Source organism: Streptomyces sp. NPDC059679 (assembly GCF_042734105.1).
Taxonomy (GTDB): Bacteria; Actinomycetota; Actinomycetes; order Streptomycetales; family Streptomycetaceae; genus Streptomyces.
Map to the genome: position 1 here is coordinate 13,989 of NZ_JBHWES010000033.1, position 19,762 is coordinate 33,750.

The window sequence follows — 19,762 nt, forward strand, 5'->3', positions numbered from 1 at the left end:
TACGCTATGTGAGTACGGGCACAACGCACGCTCACACCTTGGACAATGCCGCTGGTCAGAGCGAGATCAGCGGCATTTCAAGGCTTCATCGGTGTTTGACCGGCCGGTCACGCGCTGGTAACACCTTTGGGTAACGATTAAGCCACACAACATTCTGTGTGTGGGCTCTGATCATCCGCTGCTCCCGAGGGGGACCCATGTCGGCCGCGCCCGTACGCCCGCCGTCCGTCACCGACGCACTGCTCGTTCTGGAGGGGCTGCTGCTGGGCGGCGGGCAGCGCACCGCCCGCCGTAACGCCTGGACCGCGGTCCTGGAGGACCGGCGCCGCGCGAAGGACCGTCACGAGGCCGAGCACGTACTGGAGGCCGTGTCCACCGGGGCTTCCCAGGCCACGTAAACTTCGCTGTATGGCGAGGAAGGAAACATCCGAGAACCCCGGGCGGCTGAAGCAGATCGCCCTGACCTACAAGATGACCAAGAAGGTCGACTCGAAGGTCGGTCTTGTCGTCGCCGCGGTGGGAATCGTCACGTTCGGTGTCTTCCTCGCGATCGGCTTCTGGATCGACCACCCGATCTTCCTGGGCATCCTGGGCTTCGTCCTGGCCTTCCTCGCGATGGCGATCGTTTTCGGCCGCCGTGCCGAGCGAGCGGCCTTCGGACAGATGGAAGGACAGCCGGGCGCGGCGGCGGCGGTGCTGGAGAACGTGGGCCGTGGCTGGTCGGTGACGCCCGCGGTGGCGATGAACCGCAACCAGGACGTCATCCACCGGGCCGTCGGCAAGGCGGGCATCGTGCTGGTCGCGGAGGGCAACCCGAACCGGCTGAAGTCCATGCTGGCCGCGGAGAAGAAGCGGATGGCGCGCATCGTCGCCGATGTGCCGGTGCACGATGTGATCGTGGGCACCGGCGAGGACCAAGTGCCGATCAAGAAGCTGCGCACCAAGCTGCTGAAGCTGCCGCGGGTGCTGCCCGGCGGCCAGGTGACCGCGGTCAACGACCGGCTGCGGGCGCTGGGTGATCTGATGAGCAACATGCCGATCCCGAAGGGCCCGATGCCCAAGGGGATGCGGATGCCGAAGGGCCGCTGAGCCCCGTACCAGCACAACAGGACCGCATACGACTGGGGCGGCCGGGAATGGAGTTTCCGGGCCGCCCCAGTCGTTTCAGCCCAGTCGTACGAGCACCGGCCTCAGGCGGCCTCAGACCTGGATCTGCACCGAGTTCGCGAACCGGTCGTGCAGACCGCGGGTGTCCCGGTCCCAGACCACCGCGGGGATCACGATCAGCAGCAGCACGCTGCGCAGCACCACCCGCGGCAGGCTCAGCCGCCCTCCGCTCGCGGAGATCACGCGCAGCTTCAGCAGTAGCTTTCCGGGGGTGCAGCCGACCGTGCCGACGGTGAGCACGCTCAGTACGAAGAAGACGGCCAGCGCCCAGTTGCCCGTGGCCTGCGCCTTGCCGCCGGACAGCAGCGCATAGGAGACGAGCAGGCACAGTCCCCAGTCGATGAGCAGCGCCCCGAGGCGGCGTCCGATGGGCGCGATGGAGCCCGGCCCGCTCTCGGGAAGCCCCAGTGCCTCGCCCCGGTAGCCCAGCTCGACGCCCATGTCCTCGGCGGCCGCGCGCGGCCCGGAGAGCCATGATCCGATTGCTTGCCTCTTATCCACGCGACCACGGTACTGCGATGGCATACGGTCCCTACGGACCGGGCCCCGGACCGGGCCCCGGACCGCGCCCCGGCCTCACATGCCCCACGCGCACGAGACGTATGCCGGTTAACCTGGGTGAAACAAATGGGTCATGCTTGGGAAATCCCGTCTGCCTATGGTCGGCCCCAGCGCGCCAGCCGCACATGAGCCGCGCGACCGAACAAATCCCCGTCCCCCGCGGCCGGGCTAGGAGGAGTTGGATGTTCCAGAACGCCGACGACGCTCGGAAGTTCATCTCGGACGAGGACGTCAAGTTCGTAGACGTCCGGTTCTGTGACCTTCCCGGCGTCATGCAGCACTTCACCGTACCGGCGGAGGCGTTCGACCCGCACGAGGAGCTCGCCTTCGACGGCTCGTCGATCCGCGGTTTCCAGGCGATCCACGAGTCGGACATGGCTCTGCGTGCGGACCTGTCGACGGCCCGTGTCGACCCGTTCCGGCGGGACAAGACGCTCAACATCAACTTCTTCATCCACGACCCGATCACGGGTGAGCAGTACAGCCGTGACCCGCGGAACATCGCCAAGAAGGCCGAGGCATACCTCGCCTCCACCGGTATCGCCGACACCGCGTACTTCGGCCCCGAGGCCGAGTTCTACGTGTTCGACAGCGTCCGCTTCGAGACCAAGTCGAACGAGGCGTTCTACCACATCGACTCCGAGGCGGGCGCCTGGAACACCGGTGCGCTGGAGGACAACCGCGGTTACAAGGTCCGCTACAAGGGCGGCTACTTCCCGACCCCGCCGGTCGACCACTTCGCCGATCTGCGCGCCGAGATCAGCCTCGAGCTGAACAAGTCCGGCCTCCAGGTCGAGCGCCAGCACCACGAGGTGGGCACCGCCGGCCAGGCCGAGATCAACTACAAGTTCAACACGCTGCTTGCCGCTGCCGATGACCTGCAGCTCTTCAAGTACATCGTCAAGAACGTCGCGTGGAAGAACGGCAAGACCGCGACCTTCATGCCCAAGCCGATCTTCGGTGACAACGGCTCGGGCATGCACGTCCACCAGTCCCTGTGGCTGGGTGGCGAGCCCCTCTTCTACGACGAGCAGGGCTACGCGGGGCTGTCGGACATGGCCCGCTACTACATCGGCGGCATCCTCAAGCACGCCCCGTCGCTGCTGGCCTTCACCAACCCGACGGTGAACTCCTACCACCGTCTGGTCCCGGGCTTCGAGGCCCCGGTCAACCTGGTGTACTCGCAGCGCAACCGCTCCGCCGCGATGCGTATCCCGATCACCGGCTCCAACCCGAAGGCCAAGCGCGTCGAGTTCCGCGCCCCGGACTCCTCCGGCAACCCGTACCTGGCCTTCTCCGCCCTCCTCCTCGCGGGTCTGGACGGCATCAAGAACAAGATCGAGCCGGCCGAGCCGATCGACAAGGACCTCTACGAGCTCGCCCCCGAGGAGCACGCGGGCGTCCCGCAGGTCCCGACCTCGCTCCCGGCCGTTCTCGACTCTCTCGAGGCCGACCACGAGTTCCTGCTCCAGGGCGATGTCTTCACCTCGGACCTGATCGAGACCTGGATCGACTACAAGCGCACCAACGAGATCGCTCCGCTGCAGCTGCGTCCGCACCCGCACGAGTTCGAGCTCTACTTCGACGTGTGATCCGACCGGCCTCGCCCGGACACGGCTGAGCCTCGCCACCGCCCGACGGGCGGTGGCGAGGCTCAGTGCTTTCCGCTCAGTTCTTGTCGGAGGTGCCCCTGCTCCCGGCGGCGCCGGGCGCGTCGGTCAGGCGTTGATCGTCTGGGTGTAGGTGTTGGTGTTGGTCGATCCGTTGAAGTTGGCGTCTCCGACATAGCTCGCGGCGACGTTGTACGTGCCTGCGGCCAGGCCGGCGTCAGTGAGGAAGGCGAAACCACCGCTGACGGGCGCGGTGCCGACCAGGGAGGAGACGTTGTTGCTGACTGTGAAGTTCACGTTCCCCGTGGGGTTTCCCAACCCGGGCGGCACGGCCTCCACGAAGGCGACGTAGGTGACCGTCTGCCCCACCGTGGAGGGGTTGGGGTTGGAGCTGACCGTCGTCTTCGTGTTCGCCTTGTTCACCAGCTGGGTGTCGGTCCCCGTCGAGGTGATGAAGTTTGGCGTGTTCGGGGTGTAGACGGCGGTCACGTTGTGCGCGGTGGCACTGGCGCCGAGGCCGCTGGTGATGAAAGTCGCCACACCCCCCGACAGCGTGATGGGAGCGGAGGTGCCGCCGCCGGGACCGTCGATGGTGAAGGTGACCGTGCCGGTCGGCGTGCCCGTCCCGGGCGGGTTCGGCGTGACGGTGGCGGTGAAGGTGACCGACTGTCCGTACACCGACGGGTCGGGCGAGGAGCTCACCGTCGTCGTCGTGGCCACCGGTCCCGAGTTCACCGTCTGGGTGCCGGAACCGGCGGACGGCAGGAAGTCCGTGCTGCCGTTGTAGAGCGCTGTGATGGTGTGCGAGCCGGCGCCCAGGGTGCTGATGGGGAGCGTGGCCACGCCGCTCACCAGGGGCTGGGTGAACGTTCCTCCCCCTGCGCCGGTGATGGAGAACGTGACCGTGCCGGTCGGGGTGCCCGTCGCGGGTGACACCGGCGCGACCGTGGCGGTGATGTTCACCGTCTGCCCCACTGACGACGGGTTCGGCGAGGAGTTCACCGTCGTGGTCGTCTGGCCCTGGATGACGACCACAGTGTTGAAGCCGGTGGAGGCCGTGAAGTCCGTGTTGCCGTTGTACGACGCGGTGGCCGTGTGAGCACCAACGCCCAGGCCGGTGAAGGTCGCCGAGGCAGTGGTGCCCGTCAGGCTCACGGTCTGCGAGGCGGGCGTGCCCCCGGCGAGAGTGAAGGTCACCGTGGCGGGGGTGAGACTCCCCACTCCGAGCGGGATCACGGTGGCGGTGACGGTGACCGACTGGCCGACGACCGCCGGATTCGGCGATACGGTCACCAGGGTAATCGTGGGACTAGGCATGATGAGCCCTCCGTGCTGCTGTGTGCTGTGGATGGATGACGGTGGGCCGTATCGCGCCGCGTGCAGCCTTGAGCCGGGCGGAGCGGGCGCTTCATGTGTCAGGGGGGCTCATCACGGCGACTGACGCTGCGTCACATACGCGTCGCCGTCCCCCGGCAGATGGGAAAACCCACCGGTCAGTACGACTAGTAGGCGCGCCGTCAACACGGTTACGCCATAGAGATGACCGCGAATTACCCTGAATGGCGCAGCGCTCTACGGCTCGCGGGGCGCGGGCGGCGCATGCCGTGCGGCGCGGGTTAGACATATGAGCTCTGCCTCCCGCCTCGCAAGACCCCCGCCTCAAGATCCGTTCCCGAAGATCCATTGCCGGAGATCCCTCCCGCAGATCCATTTCCGCAGATCACCAGCGTTCGGCCGGACCCCACTCGTTCCGTGGCGGCTATGCCATCCTGTTTGTGTGAGCGCCATCACGTGTGTGGGTGGCACACAGGCGGGCCAGGAGGTGGAATGGCGACATGGCCGGCCAAGGCGGCTCCGGAGTGGACATCACGCGGCCGAGGAGGGACCAGGATGTCGGGGCGTCCAGTGTCGGCCTCCGGCCGCCGGCGATGGAGCGCGCCGTGACGGAGCAGGCCATGGTGTTCGCCACGGCGGCGCTGACGGCTGTCTACGTACTGTCCGCGGACGGCGACGAGCTGCGGCTGACCGAGACGGCCGGCGGTCCGCGCGCCCTGTACGGGCTGCCGACCAGCTATCCGCTGTCCGGGCGCTCACCCGTCGCCGACGCCTTCCGCACCGGGCGGCCCCAGTGGTCGACCTCCGAGAAGCTCGCCGCCTACGGGGAGAACGCCCCGCAGGCCCTCCCGGCCGATATGTCGCTGGGCGCGCTGCCGCTGGGGGCGGACGGCAGGCGGCTGGGCTGCCTGGTCGTGGTCTACCCCGGGGACGGCTTCGACGCCGAGCAGCGCAATTTCCTGGAGCTGTACGCCGACCAGATCGCCGCCCAGCTCAAGGCGGGCACACCGGCCCAGGACGCCGGTGGCGGGGTGCCGGACCGGGGCGGGCCGCTGTCGGTACTGCGCTCGGCGCTCGACCACCTTCACGTCGGCTCGTTCACCCTGGTGCTGAACACCGGGCGGATCGACGCGGACACACAGCTGCTGGAGCTGGTGGACATCTCCCCGGAGGCGTTCGACGGACGGGTGGAGACGCTGCTGGCGCATACCGTGCCGGACGACCTGCCCGCGCTGATGGCCATCGTCGAGCCTGGTCAGCTGAGTCTCGGCAGCCGTGACCTGGAGTTCCGGATCCGCCGGCCCACCGGCGAGCTGCGCTGGCTGCGGCTGTGCTGCCGGATCCAGGGCGATGCCGTGGGCACCCCCGAGCGGCTCCTGGGCCTGGTGGCGGACGCCTCGTATCTGCGGCCCACCGCCGACGAGGTCTCCCGGGTGCAGCGGCTGTCCGCGGCGCTGGCCAACGCGATGACCGTCCGGGACGTCAGCCTGGTGGTGACAGCCGCGCTGCGCGAGCCGCTGGGGGCCGACCGGGTGGCGCTCGCCGAGCTGGAGGGCGACCGGCTGGTGGTGACCGCCCTCGACCCGCCGCAGCCGGGGGCCTGGCCTGGGATGTGGCGGTCCGAGTGGCGGTCGGAGTGGCCCGATGTGCCGACCCGCGTACTGCCCACGGTGGAGACCGCGCTGCGCGAGGACCGGATCACCCTGCTGCCGCCCGGCGGCCGCCTGGAGCCCGGTCTCGCCGACATGGGCGCCGGCGGCCTCGCCGTTCTGCCGCTCCCGGCGCAGGGCCGGGTGGTCGGGGTCTGTCTGGTCGGCTGGGAGGAGCCGCATGCGTTCTGCCCGGAGGAGCGGTCGCTGCTGACCGCGACGGCGGGCCTGGTGGGTCAGGCCCTGATGCGCGCCCACGCGTACGACGCCGAGCACGAGCTCGCCACCATGCTGCAGCGCAGCCTGCTGCCCCGCAGGCTGCCCGAGCTCCCCGGCGGGGTGGCCGTGGCGCGCTATCTGCCCGCGATGAGCGGGCTCGAGGTGGGCGGCGACTGGTACGACGTCATCCCGCTGCCCAACGGCCATGTGGCGCTGGTGATCGGCGACGTCCAGGGGCACAGCGCCGGGGCCGCGACCATCATGGGCCAGATACGGACGGCCATCAGGGCGTACGCGGTGGAGGGCCATCCGCCCGACGTGGTGGTCTGCCACGCCAACCGGCTGCTCGTCGGCATGGAGACGGAGCTGTTCGCCACCTGCGCCTATGTCGAGCTGGACATGGAGGAGGGCGACGCCTGGTTCGTACGGGCCGGTCATCTGCCGCCGCTGCTGCGCCACCCGGACGGCTCCACCGAGGAGGTGGAGGCCGAGGGCGGGCCGCCGCTGGGGGTGCTCGCCGACGCGGAGTACGCCATGACCGCGGTCGGTCTTGCCCCCGGTACGGTGCTGACGCTGCTGACGGACGGGCTGGTCGAGTCCGCGAGCCTGCCCCTGGACGACGGTCTGCTGCGGGTGCGCGGGGCGCTCTCCGACGCGGATCCGTCCGACGCCGGACGGCTGGCCGACTCGCTGCTGGGCGATCTGAGCCGGCGCGACGACGACGTGGCCCTGCTGTTGCTGCGCTACGACGGGATGAAGGTCCGGCCGACCCGGGCCGGCTGGGCGGTGTGGCGGCTGCCCGACGCCGTGATGCACGCGCGCCGCTTCACCGGGCGCACGCTGCGCTCCTGGGGCGTGTCCAAAGAGGCCGACATGGTGCTGCTCGTGGTCTCCGAGCTGGTCACCAACGCCCTGGTGCATACGCAGGGCCCGGTGCGGCTCGACCTCACGCTGGCCGGGGACCGGCTGCGGGTCGCGGTGAGCGATTCGTCGCCGCGGGCGCCCGCCAAGCCGGTTCTCGTGGACTGGGAGTCGACGGGCGGCCGGGGCCTGCTCCTGGTCGAGGCGATGTCGACGACCTGGGGTTCGGTGCCGGTCAGCGGCGGCAAGCAGGTGTGGAGCGAGGTCGTCATGGCGCAGGACGGCGGGGTTGTGGACGGCGCCAGCTAGCCCGTGTGCGTGTGAGGAGGTGCTTCCCATCGTGAGAGGTCGTCCCCGCGATGCCGTCGTCCTCGTGGCCGCGGTGTCCCTGGCCCTCGCGCTGGGGGCCTGCGGCAAGGCCGCCGAGTCCGGCACCGCCGTACGGCCCGTCTCGCCCCCGACCGCGGGCCGGCCGACGATCGGCCTGCTCGTGCCGGACAGCACCACTCCGCGCTGGGACCGTTTCGACCGGCCCCTGATCGAGCGGCGGATCCACCAGCTGTGCCACGACTGCGAGGTGCGGTCCGTCAGCGGCCAGGGCGATGTGGCCATGCAGCAGCAGCAGGTGGACTCGATGATCATCAGGGGCGTGGACGCCCTGGTCCTGGTCCCGGTGGACGCCAAGGCGATGCGCCCCGCGGTCGTGAAGGCGCATCACGCGCGTATCCCGGTCCTGTCGTACGACCGACTCGTTCAGGGCCCCATCTCGGCCTATGTCTCCTTCGACGGCAAGGAGGTCGGCAGGCTCCAGGCGCGGGCGCTGCTGAGGGCCATGGGCCACCGCCCCGCGCACGACCGCGGGATCGTCATGATCAACGGCGACCAGGCCGACCCCAACGGGGTCGCGTTCAAGAAGGGGGCGCTGTCCGTCCTCGCCGGCAAGGTCAGGATCGACAAGTCGTACGACGCGGCCGGATGGCGGCCGGAGAACGCCTACACCGATATGTCCGGCGCCATCGCCGCGCTCGGGCCCCACCGCATCAACGGCGTCTACTCCGCCAACGACGGCCTCGCCTCCGGCGTCATCGCCGCCCTCAGGGCAAACAGCATCCGGCCGATCCCCCCGGTCACCGGCCAGGACGCCGAGCTCGCGGCCATCCAGCGGATCGTCGACGGCGAGCAGTACATGACCGTCTACAAGCCGTTCAAGCCCGAGGCGTACGCGGCCGCCGAGATCGCCGTCGCCCTGGCCCACGGCAGGGGCCCCGGGCCCCTCGCCAGGGACCGGGTGCGCGGCGACGTACCTGCCGTGCTGCTCCGCCCGATCCCGCTGACCGTGCACTCCATCAAGAAGACGGTGGTCAAGGATGGTATGTACACGATTAGCCAGATATGTACCCCGCAGTACCGGTCCGCCTGTGAGAGGGCCGGGCTCATGCCGTAGGGGAGATGGTGACCGTGCCGGGTCCGCTTCTGCTGGCGTTGCGCGGCGTCTCCAAGCGTTTCGGCGCCGTCCAAGCGCTCGCCGACGTCGATCTGGAGATCCACACCGGTGAGGTCGTCGCCCTGCTGGGCGACAACGGCGCCGGTAAGTCCACCCTCGTCAAGGTGATCGCCGGGGTCGGCCCGGCCGACCAGGGGTTCGTCGAGTGGCAGGGCCATACGGTCCAGGTCAGGCGCCCCCACGACGCACAGAGCCTGGGCATCGCGACCGTCTACCAGGACCTGGCGCTGTGCGAGAACCTCGATGTCGTCGGCAATATCTTCCTCGGCCGCGAGGTGCGCAGGCTCGGCATCCTCGACGAGGTGGAGATGGAGCGCCGCACCCGTGGCCTGCTGGAAAGCCTGTCCATCCGCATCCCCGATGTGCGTGTCCCGGTGGCCACGCTCTCCGGCGGCCAGCGGCAGACCGTCGCGATCTCCCGCTCGCTGCTCGGCGAGCCGAGGCTGCTGCTGCTCGACGAGCCCACGGCATCCCTGGGCGTCGAGCAGACCTCGCACGTCCTCGATCTGGTGGACCGGCTCCGCGACCACGGGCTCGGAGTGCTGCTGATCAGCCACAACATGGGCGATGTGAAGGCCGTGGCGGACCAGGCTGCGGTGTTGCGCCTGGGCCGCAACAACGGCTTCTTCGATGTGATGACCACGTCCCAGGAACAGATCATCTCCTCCATCACCGGCGCCACCTCCCATGCCCGCCGTCCGCCCCGCCCCGGGGAGGCCGGGCTGTGACCGGCCGCGCTCTGGTGCCCGGCCGGCGGCGCGTCAAAGGCGTCCTGGGCGACATACGGCGGCGGCTGAGCGAAGGAGAGCTGGGCGCGCTGCCGGTCGGTCTCGGCCTGATCGTGCTGTGGGCCGTCTTCGAGATCCTGAACGACAACTTCCTCTCCCCGCGCAATCTGTCCAACCTGAGCGTGGACATCGTGGGCACCGGCCTGATCGCCGTCGGCATCGTCTTCGTGCTGCTGATCGGGGAGATCGATCTGTCGGTCGGCTCGGTCGCCGGGCTGGCGGCGGCCGTCTTCGCGGTGCTGGCCGTCAACGAGGGTCTGCCGGAATGGCTCGCCCTGATCTTCGCGGTGCTCCTGGGCTCGCTGATCGGGGCCCTGCACGGGTTCTTCTTCGCCAGATTCGGCGTACCGGCGGTCGTCGTCACCCTCGCCGGGCTGCTGGCCTGGAACGGCCTCACCCTCTACCTGCTCGGCCAGAGCGGCACCATCAACCTCGACAGCCAGGGCCTGGTCGCCAAGTTGACCAGCTACTACTTCAACGACATCGCCGCCGCCTACAGCCTCGCCGCCCTCGGCCCGGCCGCCTTCTTCCTCGCCGCGTACCGCGACCGGCGGCGCCGCAAGGCCGCGGAGATGCCGTACCGGCCGCTGCACGAGATCGTGGTGCGCACCGCGGCGATCGCGGTGGTCGCGTTCGCGGCGGCCTATGTGCTCAACCAGTTCCAGGGCCTGCCGCTCGCCCTGCTGATCTTCGTGGTCCTGGTCGCAGCCCTGGATGTGCTGCTGCGCCGCACGCCCTACGGCCGCACGGTGTACGCGCTGGGCGGCGGCGTCGAGGCAGCCCGCCGGGCCGGGGTGCGGGTGACATGGGTGCGGATCTCGGTCCTCATGGTGTCCGGCACGATGGCCGCGCTCGGCGGGCTGTTCCTGGCCTCGCGGATCACCTCGGTGAGCCAGCCCTCCGGCACCGGCATCCTGCTGCTGAACGCGCTCGCGGCGGCCGTGATCGGCGGTACGAGCCTGTTCGGCGGGCACGGCCGGACCTGGTGCGCGCTGCTGGGCATCCTGGTCATCCAGTCGCTCTCCTCCGGCATGGCCCTGCTGAGCGTCGAGTCGGCCCTCCAGTTCATGATCACCGGCGGGGTGCTGCTGGCCGCGGTCGTCCTCGACTCGCTCTCCCGGCGCTCCCAGAAATCGCGCGGCCGAGCTTGACGCCCGGCGGCCTGGCCTGACGCCCGATGGCCTGGCCTGACGCCCGCGGCCGGGCCGGGCCGTGCCCCGTTCGGGTGGATGCGCGCCGTATGCCGGGCGGCGCGGCGGGCCGTGCGGCAGCGTGTGGGACCGACGCACGGCGACAAGGGGGGATCGATGGCAGCCCAGCCCAGGTCGATGACAGCCCAGCCCGCCGAGGAACTGCGGTACCGGTCGGCCACGCTCGCGGCGTTCGAGCGGAACCCGATCACCAGCCGCTCCATGGCCCGCAGGCTGCCGCAGCTGGTGCGGCGGGCGCTGGTGCTGGCGTGGCAGGTGGACCGCAGGGCGGTGGTGGGGCTGATGCTGTGCCAGGTGCTGTCGGGGGTCTTCGAGGCGTTCGGGCTGCTGGCCACCACCGGCACCATCACGGCGCTGATCTCCTCCGGGCATATGGCCGAGCGGGTCCAGGAGGCACTGCCCTCGCTCGCGGTGCTGGCCGGGGCGGCCGGATTACGGGCCCTGCTGGGCATCGCCGTATCCAACATCTCCACCAGACTCGCCCCCCGGATCTCCCGGGAGGCCGAGATGCGGATGCTGGACTCGGCGATCAACGCCGAGCTCGCGGCGTACGACAACCCGGGGTTCAACGACAAGTGGGACGCGGCCGACCGGGGCGCCGTCGTGGCCCAGGATCTGATCATCGAGTCCCAGCAGCTGACGGCCTGCCTCGCCTCCCTGGTGGCGGCGGCGGGCGTGGTGACCGTACTGCACCCGGCGCTGCTGCCGCTGCTGCTGCTCGCCGCGCTGCCGCAGGGGGTGGCCGGGATGAAGGCGGCCCGGGTGCACTACGAGACCTCGCGGGCGATGAGCGCCGAGCGGCGCACGCTCGGGCTGCTGCGCTGGTACATGGTCGACAAGGACATCGCCGACCAGCTGCGCTCGGGCACCATGGCCACCTTCCTGCTCGACCGCTACCGCGCCATCGGCGCACGGGTCGACGCCGCGACCGACCGGGCGGCCCACCGCGGGGCGCGGTTCGCGGTGCTGGGCGCGCTGGCCGGAGGGATCGCCTCCGGGCTGGTGTGGGCGGCGCTGGCGCTGCTCCTGAGCTCGGGGCGGATGTCCGTCGCCTCGGCTGGCACCGCGGTCTTCGCGCTGCGCACGGTGGGCTCCTCACTGCGCGGCATGGTCGGATACGGCACCCGGCTGTTCCGTACCGGGCTGTATCTGGACGACTGGGCGGAGTTCATCGAGGAGGCGGGCGGCCACCGGATGCGGCGCGGCGGCCGGATCCCGTCCGCCCCGAAGGTGGTCAGGGCCGAGTCGGTCACCTACCGGTATCCGGAGTCGGACGCGCCGGCCCTGGACGAGGTGAGCGTCGAGGTCCGGCGCGGCGAAGTCCTCGCCCTCGTCGGCGAGAACGGCTCCGGCAAGACCACCCTGAGCAAGCTGCTCACGGGTCTCTACCTGCCCACCGACGGCGCGGTGACCTGGGACGACGCCAAGACCGGTGACCTCGATCCGAACGCGCTGTGGCGGCACACCGCGGTCGTCCCCCAGGACTACGCCCACTGGCCGCTGTCCGCCCGCGAGAACATCACCCTCGGCCAGCCGCACGGCGGCGACGAGGCGGTGCGGGAGGCCGCCGTGCACTCCGGGGCGCATGAGGTCCTGGACGGGCTGCGCAGCGGTCTGGACACCCTGCTGGCCCGGCAGTGGTGGGGCGGGGTGGAGCTGTCCGGCGGCCAGTGGCAGCGGATCGCCCTGGCGCGCGCCTTCCACCGGCCCGCCGGGCTGCTGGTGATGGACGAGCCCACCAGCGCCCTCGACGCCCGCGCCGAGCACCGTATCTTCGCGGGGCTGCGGCGGCTGGCGCGGGACCGCGCGGTCGTCCTGGTCACCCACCGCCTGGCGAACGTCGCCGTGGCCGACCGCATCGTGGTCCTGGACCGCGGCCGGGTGATCCAGCAGGGCACCTTCGCGGAACTGGTCGACTCCCCCGGGCTGTTCCGGGAGCTGTGGGCCCTTCAGAACGACCGGGGCACCACCCCGGACGCCCCAGCGGTCCCGAACTGACTCAGCCGTCCCGGGCTGACTCAGCGGTCCCGAACTGACTCAGCGGGCCGACTCCGCCGCCCGGGCCCGCGAGGCCGCTATCTCCGCGTATGCCTGGTCGCGGCCCTCCCAGTGGGAGCCCTCGACGGACTTGCCGGGTTCCAAGTCCTTGTAGACCTCGAAGAAGTGGGTGATCTCCATCCGGTCGAACTCCGAGACATCGCCGATGTCCTGCACATCGGCGTAGCGCGGATCGTGGGCGGGGACGCACAGGATCTTCTCGTCCGGGCCCTTCTCGTCGCTCATGCAGAACATCCCGATGGCCCGGCACTCGATGACACACCCGGGGAACGTGGGCTCACCGACCGTGACCAGGGCGTCCAGCGGATCGCCGTCGCGCCCCAGGGTGTGGTCGATATAGCCGTAGTCGGCCGGGTACTTGGTGGCGGTGAACAGCATCCGGTCCAGCCGGATCCGCCCCGCCTCGAAGTCCATCTCGTACTTGTTGCGCGATCCCTCGGGGATCTCCACGACGACGTCGAATTCCATCGCGACCTCCTCCCCCGGACACCCGCACGCCCGGCGCGCGCTTCCAGTGTGCGCCGTGAGCGCCGTACGGGCAGCCCGTACGTCATATGTTCCGGCCGAGCCTCCGGTTGGCCAGGACGGACACCTTGCGCCGGACGGCCGTCACCTCGTCGCTGCTGATCTCCGCCACCAGCAGCCCCGGGGTCGCCCCCAGCCGCTGCCGTACGGTCCCGTCGGGGCCGACCACGGCGCTGTGGCCGATGCCGGTGGGGGCCATTGGATCGGCCGCCTCGGACTCCAGGGTGCCGGTGGCCGCGGGATCGGCCTGGCCCACGGCGGCCAGCCAGACGGTGGCGTCCAGCGCCCGCGCCCGGATCAGCAGCTCCCACTGTTCGCGCTTACCGGGCCCCGCGCCCCAGGAGGCGGGCAGCAGGGAGAGATGTGCGCCGGCGTCGGCGTGGGCCCGGAACAGCTCGGGGAAGCGCACGTCGTAGCAGGTGGCCAGGCCGATCCGGAGGCCCTGGAGGTCGAAGGTCACCACCTTGGAACCGGGCGCTACGGAGTCGGACTCCGCGTAACCGAAGGCGTCATACAGATGGATCTTGTCGTACGAGGTCTCCACCCCGGGACCGGTGACCAGCAGAGTGTTGGCCACCCGGCCGTCGCGCGCCGGGGTGAACATCCCCGCCACGACCACCAGACCCGTGTCCTTGGCGATCTGCCGCACCTCGGTGGCCCACGGCCCGTCCAGCGGCTCGGCGAGCGGCCCCAGCGGGGTGCCGAAGCACGCCATGGCGGCCTCGGGGAAGACGATCAAGCGGGCGTCGGCCGCCGCGGCACGGTGTGCCTGCTCCCGAAGGACGGCAAGGTTCCGCTCCGGGCGCGGGCCGCTGACGATCTGGCTCAGTGCAATGCGCATGACGCGATCTGCCTCATTCCCTGTTCCCTGGACGTGGCCTCGAGTGGTCCCTACGGGTGTGTACGTGACGCCCCGGGGGTGCGCTCATTGTGCGGCCCGCACATCTCGGCCGTATCTCGAGGGCGCCACCCCATCGGTCCAAGGCAGGAACTGGCCGTTCGTCAGCGGAGAGACCTCGGATGACAGCCGGCGGCCGCATCACCCAGGGGGTGATGCGGCCGCCGGCCCTCGTCAATTCACCTGCCGTTTCACCTGTCAATGCACCTGTCGGTTCACACTTCGCGCGCCTCGCGGCCGGTGCGCATCAACACCCCCGCCGCGACCAGTCCGAGCACGCACGTGACGGCGCCGACAACGACGTTGTTCCAGATCATTCCGGCGTCGGGGAACCGTGTGACCACCCAGGGAGAGATGATCATCCATACACCGATCGCGGACATCGCCCAGCACAGGCTGTACATCCGGCGCGGCGCCGTGGTCAGGCCGACGCCCAGCAGGGCCACGCTGATGCCCAGGATGAGGTTGTTGACCGTGAGGTCGGGGCGGGTGCCCGAGAAGTGGACCACCCAGGGAGAGATGGCGAAGTAGAGACCGGCCAGGAGAACCGGCCCATCGACGAAGACAACATCCCTCGCGCCGAGCATGCGTGCGTAGCGCTCGCGCATCTCGGTGACATCGGGGTGGCGCGTGATATCGCTCCTGTGGCGTGAGACGTCGGCCATACGACTCGCCTCCTTCGATCCATGCAAGTCTGACCGCGCAGTGCGGCGCTGTGCCGCACCACCATTGTGCGCCTCGCCTTGGTTTATAGGTAGATGTCTGTTTGAGATGCGAGGGAGTGGTTATGCCCGCGAAGCAGCCGGTTCAGGCTCAGGCTCAGGCTCAGGCTCAGGCTCAGCTGGAGTCGGACCGGTGGTCGTACGGCATCTTTGGACAGCACGGGCAGATAAACACGTACACACCACCCATATCGCCGATCATCAGCGGGGCCCGCTGCACGGCTTTCCGCTGCTCGTACGGGAGGTCCCGGACCTCTCCCACGGGCGGCCGGTCCTCGACGGGCAGCCAGGTCTTCGCGGACCCGCCGTCGAACTCCGCGCTGTCGACGGTGAGCAGATGGTCCATCCGGCGCCCGCAGTCCGGACAGCCGGGCCAGTCGGGCTCCTGGGTCCAGTTGGGATAGCCGCCCGCCCGGCTCCGGCAGACAGGTGTGCGGGGCGTTCGCCGGGCGGGGCGGGTCCGCCAGTACGTCGTCCACCTCGCCGGAGGCGCACCAGCTCAGTTCGGGCCAGGGTGCGTAGTAGCGCTCATGGTCGTACGGGCACCACAGCAGCTGGAGCACGGGCACGAGCGGGGCGGGGTCCTCGGACGGGTTGCTCAGGCGGGTGACCGGGTGGTCGTCCGCGCAGTGCGGCCGCGCTACCTGCTCAGCGCCTGCTCAGGACCTGACCAGAGCCTGCTCAGGGCCTGATCAGAGCCTGCTCAGGGCCTGATCAGGCCGGGAAGACCTGCTCGTCCTTGGCATACCAGGCGCGGTCGAGGTCGGTCACATTCACGGTGGTCTGCACGGTCAGCCCCGGGACCGGCGCCAGATGGGCGCGCGCGACCTCCAGCACGGCGGCGGACAGCTCCCGCTTGGTCTCGGCATCCCGGCCGGACAGGATCGCCACCTCTATGTGGATCATGGCGTGGTGCGGGGCGCCGTCCGCCAGAACGGCGTCCTCCACCCGGCGGAACCGGGTCTTGCAGCCCGCGACCTGCGTATCGATGGTCTTGGCGACGACGGGGTGCAGGGCGAGGCCGAAGGCACGCCGGTCGAGGGCATCGGTCAGGGTGTCGGAGTACTCGACGACGATGTGCGGCATGGGGAACGAGCTCCTTACGGGGTCGTGGCGGGTCCGCGCTCGCGCGGACCCGTTACGTGGGCATCGTCGCACTACGCCACCGTGACGAGCGCCGGGGGCCGGTCGTCTGCTTCAATATGCCTATGGTCAGCCTCCATAACGCCGCGACGGGTCCCCTCGACCTCGAGCCGTTCTGGCCGTCCCGGCAGGCGCACCACTTCGACCGCGAGTGTTGCCGCGCATCGCATGCGCGGGCCCGCTCGCTCGGCCGCTGACGTCGTTCTTCGACCGCTCAGCCGCCCCGCTCCCGGGTGATCCCCGGCGGCCCAGCCCGCGCGCACGACGTCCACAGACGCCCCTTGAGCGCGAAAGAGCCGAATCCCATGACGAACGTCCGTAGTCTGTCCGCTCCTTCCACCTCCGCCTCCCCGGCCGCCACTCCCGGCCGTCACCCGCACCCCCACTCCCATCCGCACCGACAGCGGCTGCGCGCCGTCGCGCCCGACGAGGTGCCGCCGGTCGCCGAACTGCTGCATCCCGGCGCCACCTGGCTGCCCGCTCCCGCCCATACGCTGCCCTCGCTCCCCGGGCAGCCACCGATGGTCGGCTATCTCGTGCTCGTCCCGGCCGCCGACACCACGGCGGCGGGCCAAACCGGGCCAGGCGGGCAGACCGGGCCGGATGGCCAGACCGGGGACCGCGGCGCGGTCACGGGCGACGAGCTCGTACGGATCGACCCCGACCAGCGCACCGCTCATGTCGCCGGGCGGCCGCTCGATCTGACGTATCTGGAGTTCGAGCTGCTGGCCCATCTCGTGGCGCATCCGCACCGGGTGCACACCCGCGACCAGTTGGTGACCACGGTGTGGGGGTACGGCCATGTCGGCGACGGACGGACCGTGGACGTCCATGTCGCCCGGCTGCGGCGGAAGATGGGCCCCGAGTACCGGGGCACGATCGTGACGGTCCGCCGGGTCGGCTACAAGTACGTACCGACCGCCTGAGGCCCGACCGCCTCAGGCCCCCGACGCCACAGCCCGAAGCCCGCCGCGCCGGGTCAGGCGACTTACGGCCTGATCCGGCGCGGCGGGCTGGTGTTCGCGGGCTGGTGTTCGCGGGGAGGTCAGCGGCCGATGGACACCGGCGGCTGGTGGCTCTGGGCCGCGGGCGGCAGCGGCTCCTCGCCGTGCCCGCCGTGGTCGAGGCGCGGCAGCCAGGACAGCGCCCGCGGCAGGTACCAGTTGCGCTCCCCGAGCAGCGCCATCACCGAGGGCAGCAGCACCATCCGGACCAGCGTGGCGTCCACCAGCACCGCGACCGCGAGGCCGACACCCATCTGCTGCATGTCCTGCATCTGCAGCAGGGCGAAGACCGCGAACACCGCGACCATGATGGCGGCCGCACCGGTGATCGAGCCCGCCGTGGACCGGATGCCGTCGCGGATCGCCTCCCGGGTGGACAGGCCCCGCTCGTGTGCCTCACGGATCCGGGAGACCACGAAGACGTGGTAGTCCATCGAAAGGCCGAAGAGGATCACCAGGACGAACAGCGGCATCCAGCCCTCGATCGCCCCGGCCGGCTCCATCCCCATCGTCTCCGCGCCCCAGCCGTGCTGGAAGACGGCGGTCATCGTGCCGTACGCGGCCCCGACCGACAGCAGGTTGAGCAGGATCGACACGATGGCGATCGGCAGCGACCGGAAGCAGACCAGCATCAGCAGGAAGGTCACGGCCGCGATGAAGAGGAACACCGGAAGGAAGTCGTCGGAGAGCTGGTCGTTGAAGTCGACGTTCGCGGCCGTCTCGCCACCCACGTACGCCTTCTCCGAGACCGGGCCGAGGACCTGCGGGACGATGTCGTCCTTCAGGGTGCTCAGGGCGTGCTTGGAGGCGTTGTCGGAGCCGTTTCCGGCCAGCGGCACCTCGATACGCGCCACGCCCTCGTCCTTGTGCAGCTCGACCTTGACGGTCTTGCCGAACTCGCCCGCCGCGGCGAGCTTCTTCTTGAGGTCGGCCACCGCGCCCTGGAAGCGGGGCGAGGAGACGTCGTCGGCCCGTGCGATCACCTCGGCCGGGGCGGGGCCGCCGGGGAAGGACTCGGTGATCGCCTTGAAGGCCACCGTCAGGCTGGAGTCCTTGCCGAACTGCTTCTCCATGCCGAGCTGTTCGGTCTTCATCCCCAGCGCGGGGGCGCACAGGGCCAGCAGCAGCGCCCCGGCGATGACCGCGAACAGGCCCGGCTTGGCCAGCACCGGCTTCATCAGCCGGCCCGAGATGCCGCCGCTGCCGTGCACGCCCTTCTGGCGGCGGCGGTTGAGGAGCGGCACCCGTCCGGCGTCGATCCGGTCGCCGAGCCAGGACAGCATCGCGGGCAGCACCGTCACCGAGCCGAGCATCGCGGTGAAGACGACCAGGATCGTCGCGACCGCGAAGCCCTTGAAGAGCAGCAGACCCGACAGGAACATGCCGGACATGGCCAGCATGACCGTGATGCCGGAGACCAGTACGGCCCGTCCGCTGGTCGCGGCGGCGATGCGCAGCGCGGTCTCGGGGTCCCGGCCCGCGGCCCGCTCGTCGCGCTCACGGCGCAGGTAGAACAGGCAGTAGTCGACGCCGACGGCCAGCCCCACCAGGAACATCACGGACTGGGTGCTGGAGAACATCGGCAGCTTGTGGCTGGCGAACGCGAGCAGACCGAAGGTGCCGATGCACGCGGTCACGCCGAGGAAGACCGGCAGCAGCGCGGCGACCAGGGCGCCGAAGACCACCAGCAGGATGCCCAGCGCCAGGGGTACGGCCGTGAGCTCCGCCGTCTTCATGTCGCCGGAGAGGATGCCGTCCAGGCTGTGCGCGAAGCTGGCGTCGCCGACCTCGTACGCCTGAACGCCCTCATGGGCCGCCTCGGTCTGCTTCACCGCGTCGAGCACCGGCTCGATCCGCTCCCCCGCGGTGTCCGCGTCGCCCTTCATCTCAAAGCTGATCAGCCCTTCCCGGCCGCTCTCGGAGCGCACCGGCGGCTGGACCCGCACCGCCTCGCCGGTCTTCTCCAGCCGCGCCGTGAGGTCGCCCGCCGCATCCCGCCAGCCGTCCGGCTCGGCGCTGCGCAGCATCACCATCTCGCCGGCGGGGTCCTTGAGCCCGGCGTCCTCCAGGATCTTCTCGGCGCGCGCCGAGTCGCCGGTCCCGCCTTCGGAGTTGGTCATCTCATTGATGCCGGACATGCCGCCGATGACTGCGACGACCACGACGAACAGCAGCCAGCCGATGATGGCGGTCTTGCGGTGTCGGGTGCTCCACCCGCCGAGCCGTACGGCGAGGCCCCGCCTCGTTGCGCTCATCGCGTCTCCCCCCGGGAGGTGTGAGTCCTGACCGGAACTGGCAGGACTGAACGGACTGAAAGGACTGTTGAGGTCACGTCATCGACGCTAGAAAACGGCGGGCTCCCGCCCCAGCCGCGCAAGTCCCCAATCCGCTGAAGCAAAAGGAGAGTCCCGGGGGTGGGGCTAGGTATACCCCGGGACGGGGGCAGGGCAGAGTGACCGGGGCGGCCGGGTCCGCCAGACTTGAACCGTCCGGCGATGGGGAGCGTC

The 19,762-nt window shown here is 70.3% G+C and carries 17 protein-coding genes; 9 read left to right on the forward strand and 8 right to left on the reverse strand.

Annotated elements, in window-relative coordinates:
* The first annotated feature begins 197 nt into the window (after nucleotides 1-197).
* A complete protein-coding gene (locus ACFV2X_RS30435; protein WP_089506213.1) occupies nucleotides 198-398 on the forward strand; it encodes a hypothetical protein in 201 nt (66 codons plus the stop codon).
* A gap of 10 nt (nucleotides 399-408) precedes the next feature.
* The gene (locus ACFV2X_RS30440; RefSeq protein WP_089506212.1) at nucleotides 409-1,089 is read left to right on the forward strand and encodes a DUF4191 domain-containing protein; all 681 of its coding nucleotides are present in this window, start codon (nucleotides 409-411) and stop codon (nucleotides 1,087-1,089) included.
* A gap of 111 nt (nucleotides 1,090-1,200) precedes the next feature.
* Here ACFV2X_RS30440 and ACFV2X_RS30445 read toward each other — a convergent pair whose 3' ends face one another.
* The gene (locus tag ACFV2X_RS30445; RefSeq protein WP_385622474.1) at nucleotides 1,201-1,668 is read right to left on the reverse strand and encodes an RDD family protein; all 468 of its coding nucleotides are present in this window, start codon (nucleotides 1,666-1,668) and stop codon (nucleotides 1,201-1,203) included.
* Nucleotides 1,669-1,910: 242 nt separating this feature from the next.
* On the opposite strand from ACFV2X_RS30445, the gene glnA reads away from it, so the two are divergent.
* Nucleotides 1,911-3,320, forward strand: coding sequence for a type I glutamate--ammonia ligase (gene glnA, locus ACFV2X_RS30450; protein WP_385622477.1), 1,410 nt, complete (start codon nucleotides 1,911-1,913; stop codon nucleotides 3,318-3,320).
* Between the two features lie 126 nt (nucleotides 3,321-3,446).
* Here the strand turns inward: glnA and ACFV2X_RS30455 are convergent, their stop codons facing one another.
* Complete coding sequence (locus tag ACFV2X_RS30455) at nucleotides 3,447-4,631, reverse strand: Ig-like domain repeat protein (RefSeq protein WP_385622479.1); 1,185 nt, start codon at nucleotides 4,629-4,631, stop codon at nucleotides 3,447-3,449.
* 635 nt (nucleotides 4,632-5,266) lie between these two features.
* On the opposite strand from ACFV2X_RS30455, the gene ACFV2X_RS30460 reads away from it, so the two are divergent.
* The 5 genes from ACFV2X_RS30460 (at nucleotide 5,267) to ACFV2X_RS30480 (ending at nucleotide 12,903) form a co-directional block, all read left to right on the forward strand.
* Complete coding sequence (locus ACFV2X_RS30460) at nucleotides 5,267-7,711, forward strand: SpoIIE family protein phosphatase (RefSeq protein ID WP_385622684.1); 2,445 nt, start codon at nucleotides 5,267-5,269, stop codon at nucleotides 7,709-7,711.
* Between the two features lie 31 nt (nucleotides 7,712-7,742).
* Nucleotides 7,743-8,846 (forward strand): substrate-binding domain-containing protein, encoded by a 1,104-nt coding sequence (locus ACFV2X_RS30465; RefSeq protein WP_385622481.1) that lies wholly within the window; start codon nucleotides 7,743-7,745, stop codon nucleotides 8,844-8,846.
* Nucleotides 8,847-8,851: 5 nt separating this feature from the next.
* Nucleotides 8,852-9,634: an ATP-binding cassette domain-containing protein gene (locus ACFV2X_RS30470; protein WP_385622484.1), complete on the forward strand. Its 783-nt coding sequence runs from the start codon at nucleotides 8,852-8,854 to the stop codon at nucleotides 9,632-9,634.
* Nucleotides 9,631-10,845, forward strand: coding sequence for a sugar ABC transporter permease (locus ACFV2X_RS30475; protein ID WP_385622487.1), 1,215 nt, complete (start codon nucleotides 9,631-9,633; stop codon nucleotides 10,843-10,845). The genes ACFV2X_RS30470 and ACFV2X_RS30475 overlap by 4 nt, the downstream gene beginning before the upstream one ends.
* A gap of 156 nt (nucleotides 10,846-11,001) precedes the next feature.
* A complete protein-coding gene (locus ACFV2X_RS30480) occupies nucleotides 11,002-12,903 on the forward strand; it encodes an ABC transporter ATP-binding protein (protein WP_385622489.1) in 1,902 nt (633 codons plus the stop codon).
* A 39-nt stretch (nucleotides 12,904-12,942) separates the two neighbouring features.
* On the opposite strand, the gene ACFV2X_RS30485 is transcribed toward ACFV2X_RS30480, so the two are convergent.
* The 5 genes from ACFV2X_RS30485 to ACFV2X_RS30505 form a co-directional block, all read right to left on the reverse strand.
* Entirely contained in the window at nucleotides 12,943-13,431 is a 489-nt protein-coding gene (locus ACFV2X_RS30485) for an inorganic diphosphatase (protein ID WP_385622491.1), read from the reverse strand.
* Between the two features lie 82 nt (nucleotides 13,432-13,513).
* On the reverse strand, nucleotides 13,514-14,329 hold the full coding sequence (locus ACFV2X_RS30490) for a carbon-nitrogen hydrolase family protein (RefSeq protein ID WP_385622493.1): 816 nt from the start codon (nucleotides 14,327-14,329) through the stop codon (nucleotides 13,514-13,516).
* A 272-nt stretch (nucleotides 14,330-14,601) separates the two neighbouring features.
* Nucleotides 14,602-15,051, reverse strand: a complete 450-nt coding sequence (locus ACFV2X_RS30495; RefSeq protein ID WP_385622494.1) for an SPW repeat protein — start codon at nucleotides 15,049-15,051, stop codon at nucleotides 14,602-14,604.
* Nucleotides 15,052-15,223: 172 nt separating this feature from the next.
* The gene (locus ACFV2X_RS30500; protein ID WP_385622496.1) at nucleotides 15,224-15,454 is read right to left on the reverse strand and encodes a hypothetical protein; all 231 of its coding nucleotides are present in this window, start codon (nucleotides 15,452-15,454) and stop codon (nucleotides 15,224-15,226) included.
* A gap of 368 nt (nucleotides 15,455-15,822) precedes the next feature.
* Nucleotides 15,823-16,194 carry a 5-carboxymethyl-2-hydroxymuconate Delta-isomerase gene (locus ACFV2X_RS30505; RefSeq protein WP_089506248.1) on the reverse strand — a complete coding sequence of 124 codons (372 nt, stop codon included), beginning with the start codon at nucleotides 16,192-16,194 and terminating at the stop codon, nucleotides 15,823-15,825.
* A 362-nt stretch (nucleotides 16,195-16,556) separates the two neighbouring features.
* On the opposite strand from ACFV2X_RS30505, the gene ACFV2X_RS30510 reads away from it, so the two are divergent.
* Nucleotides 16,557-17,177, forward strand: coding sequence for a winged helix-turn-helix domain-containing protein (locus ACFV2X_RS30510; RefSeq protein WP_385622499.1), 621 nt, complete (start codon nucleotides 16,557-16,559; stop codon nucleotides 17,175-17,177).
* A 119-nt stretch (nucleotides 17,178-17,296) separates the two neighbouring features.
* Here ACFV2X_RS30510 and ACFV2X_RS30515 read toward each other — a convergent pair whose 3' ends face one another.
* Nucleotides 17,297-19,510: an MMPL family transporter gene (locus tag ACFV2X_RS30515; protein WP_385622502.1), complete on the reverse strand. Its 2,214-nt coding sequence runs from the start codon at nucleotides 19,508-19,510 to the stop codon at nucleotides 17,297-17,299.
* Nucleotides 19,511-19,762 lie beyond the last annotated feature (252 nt).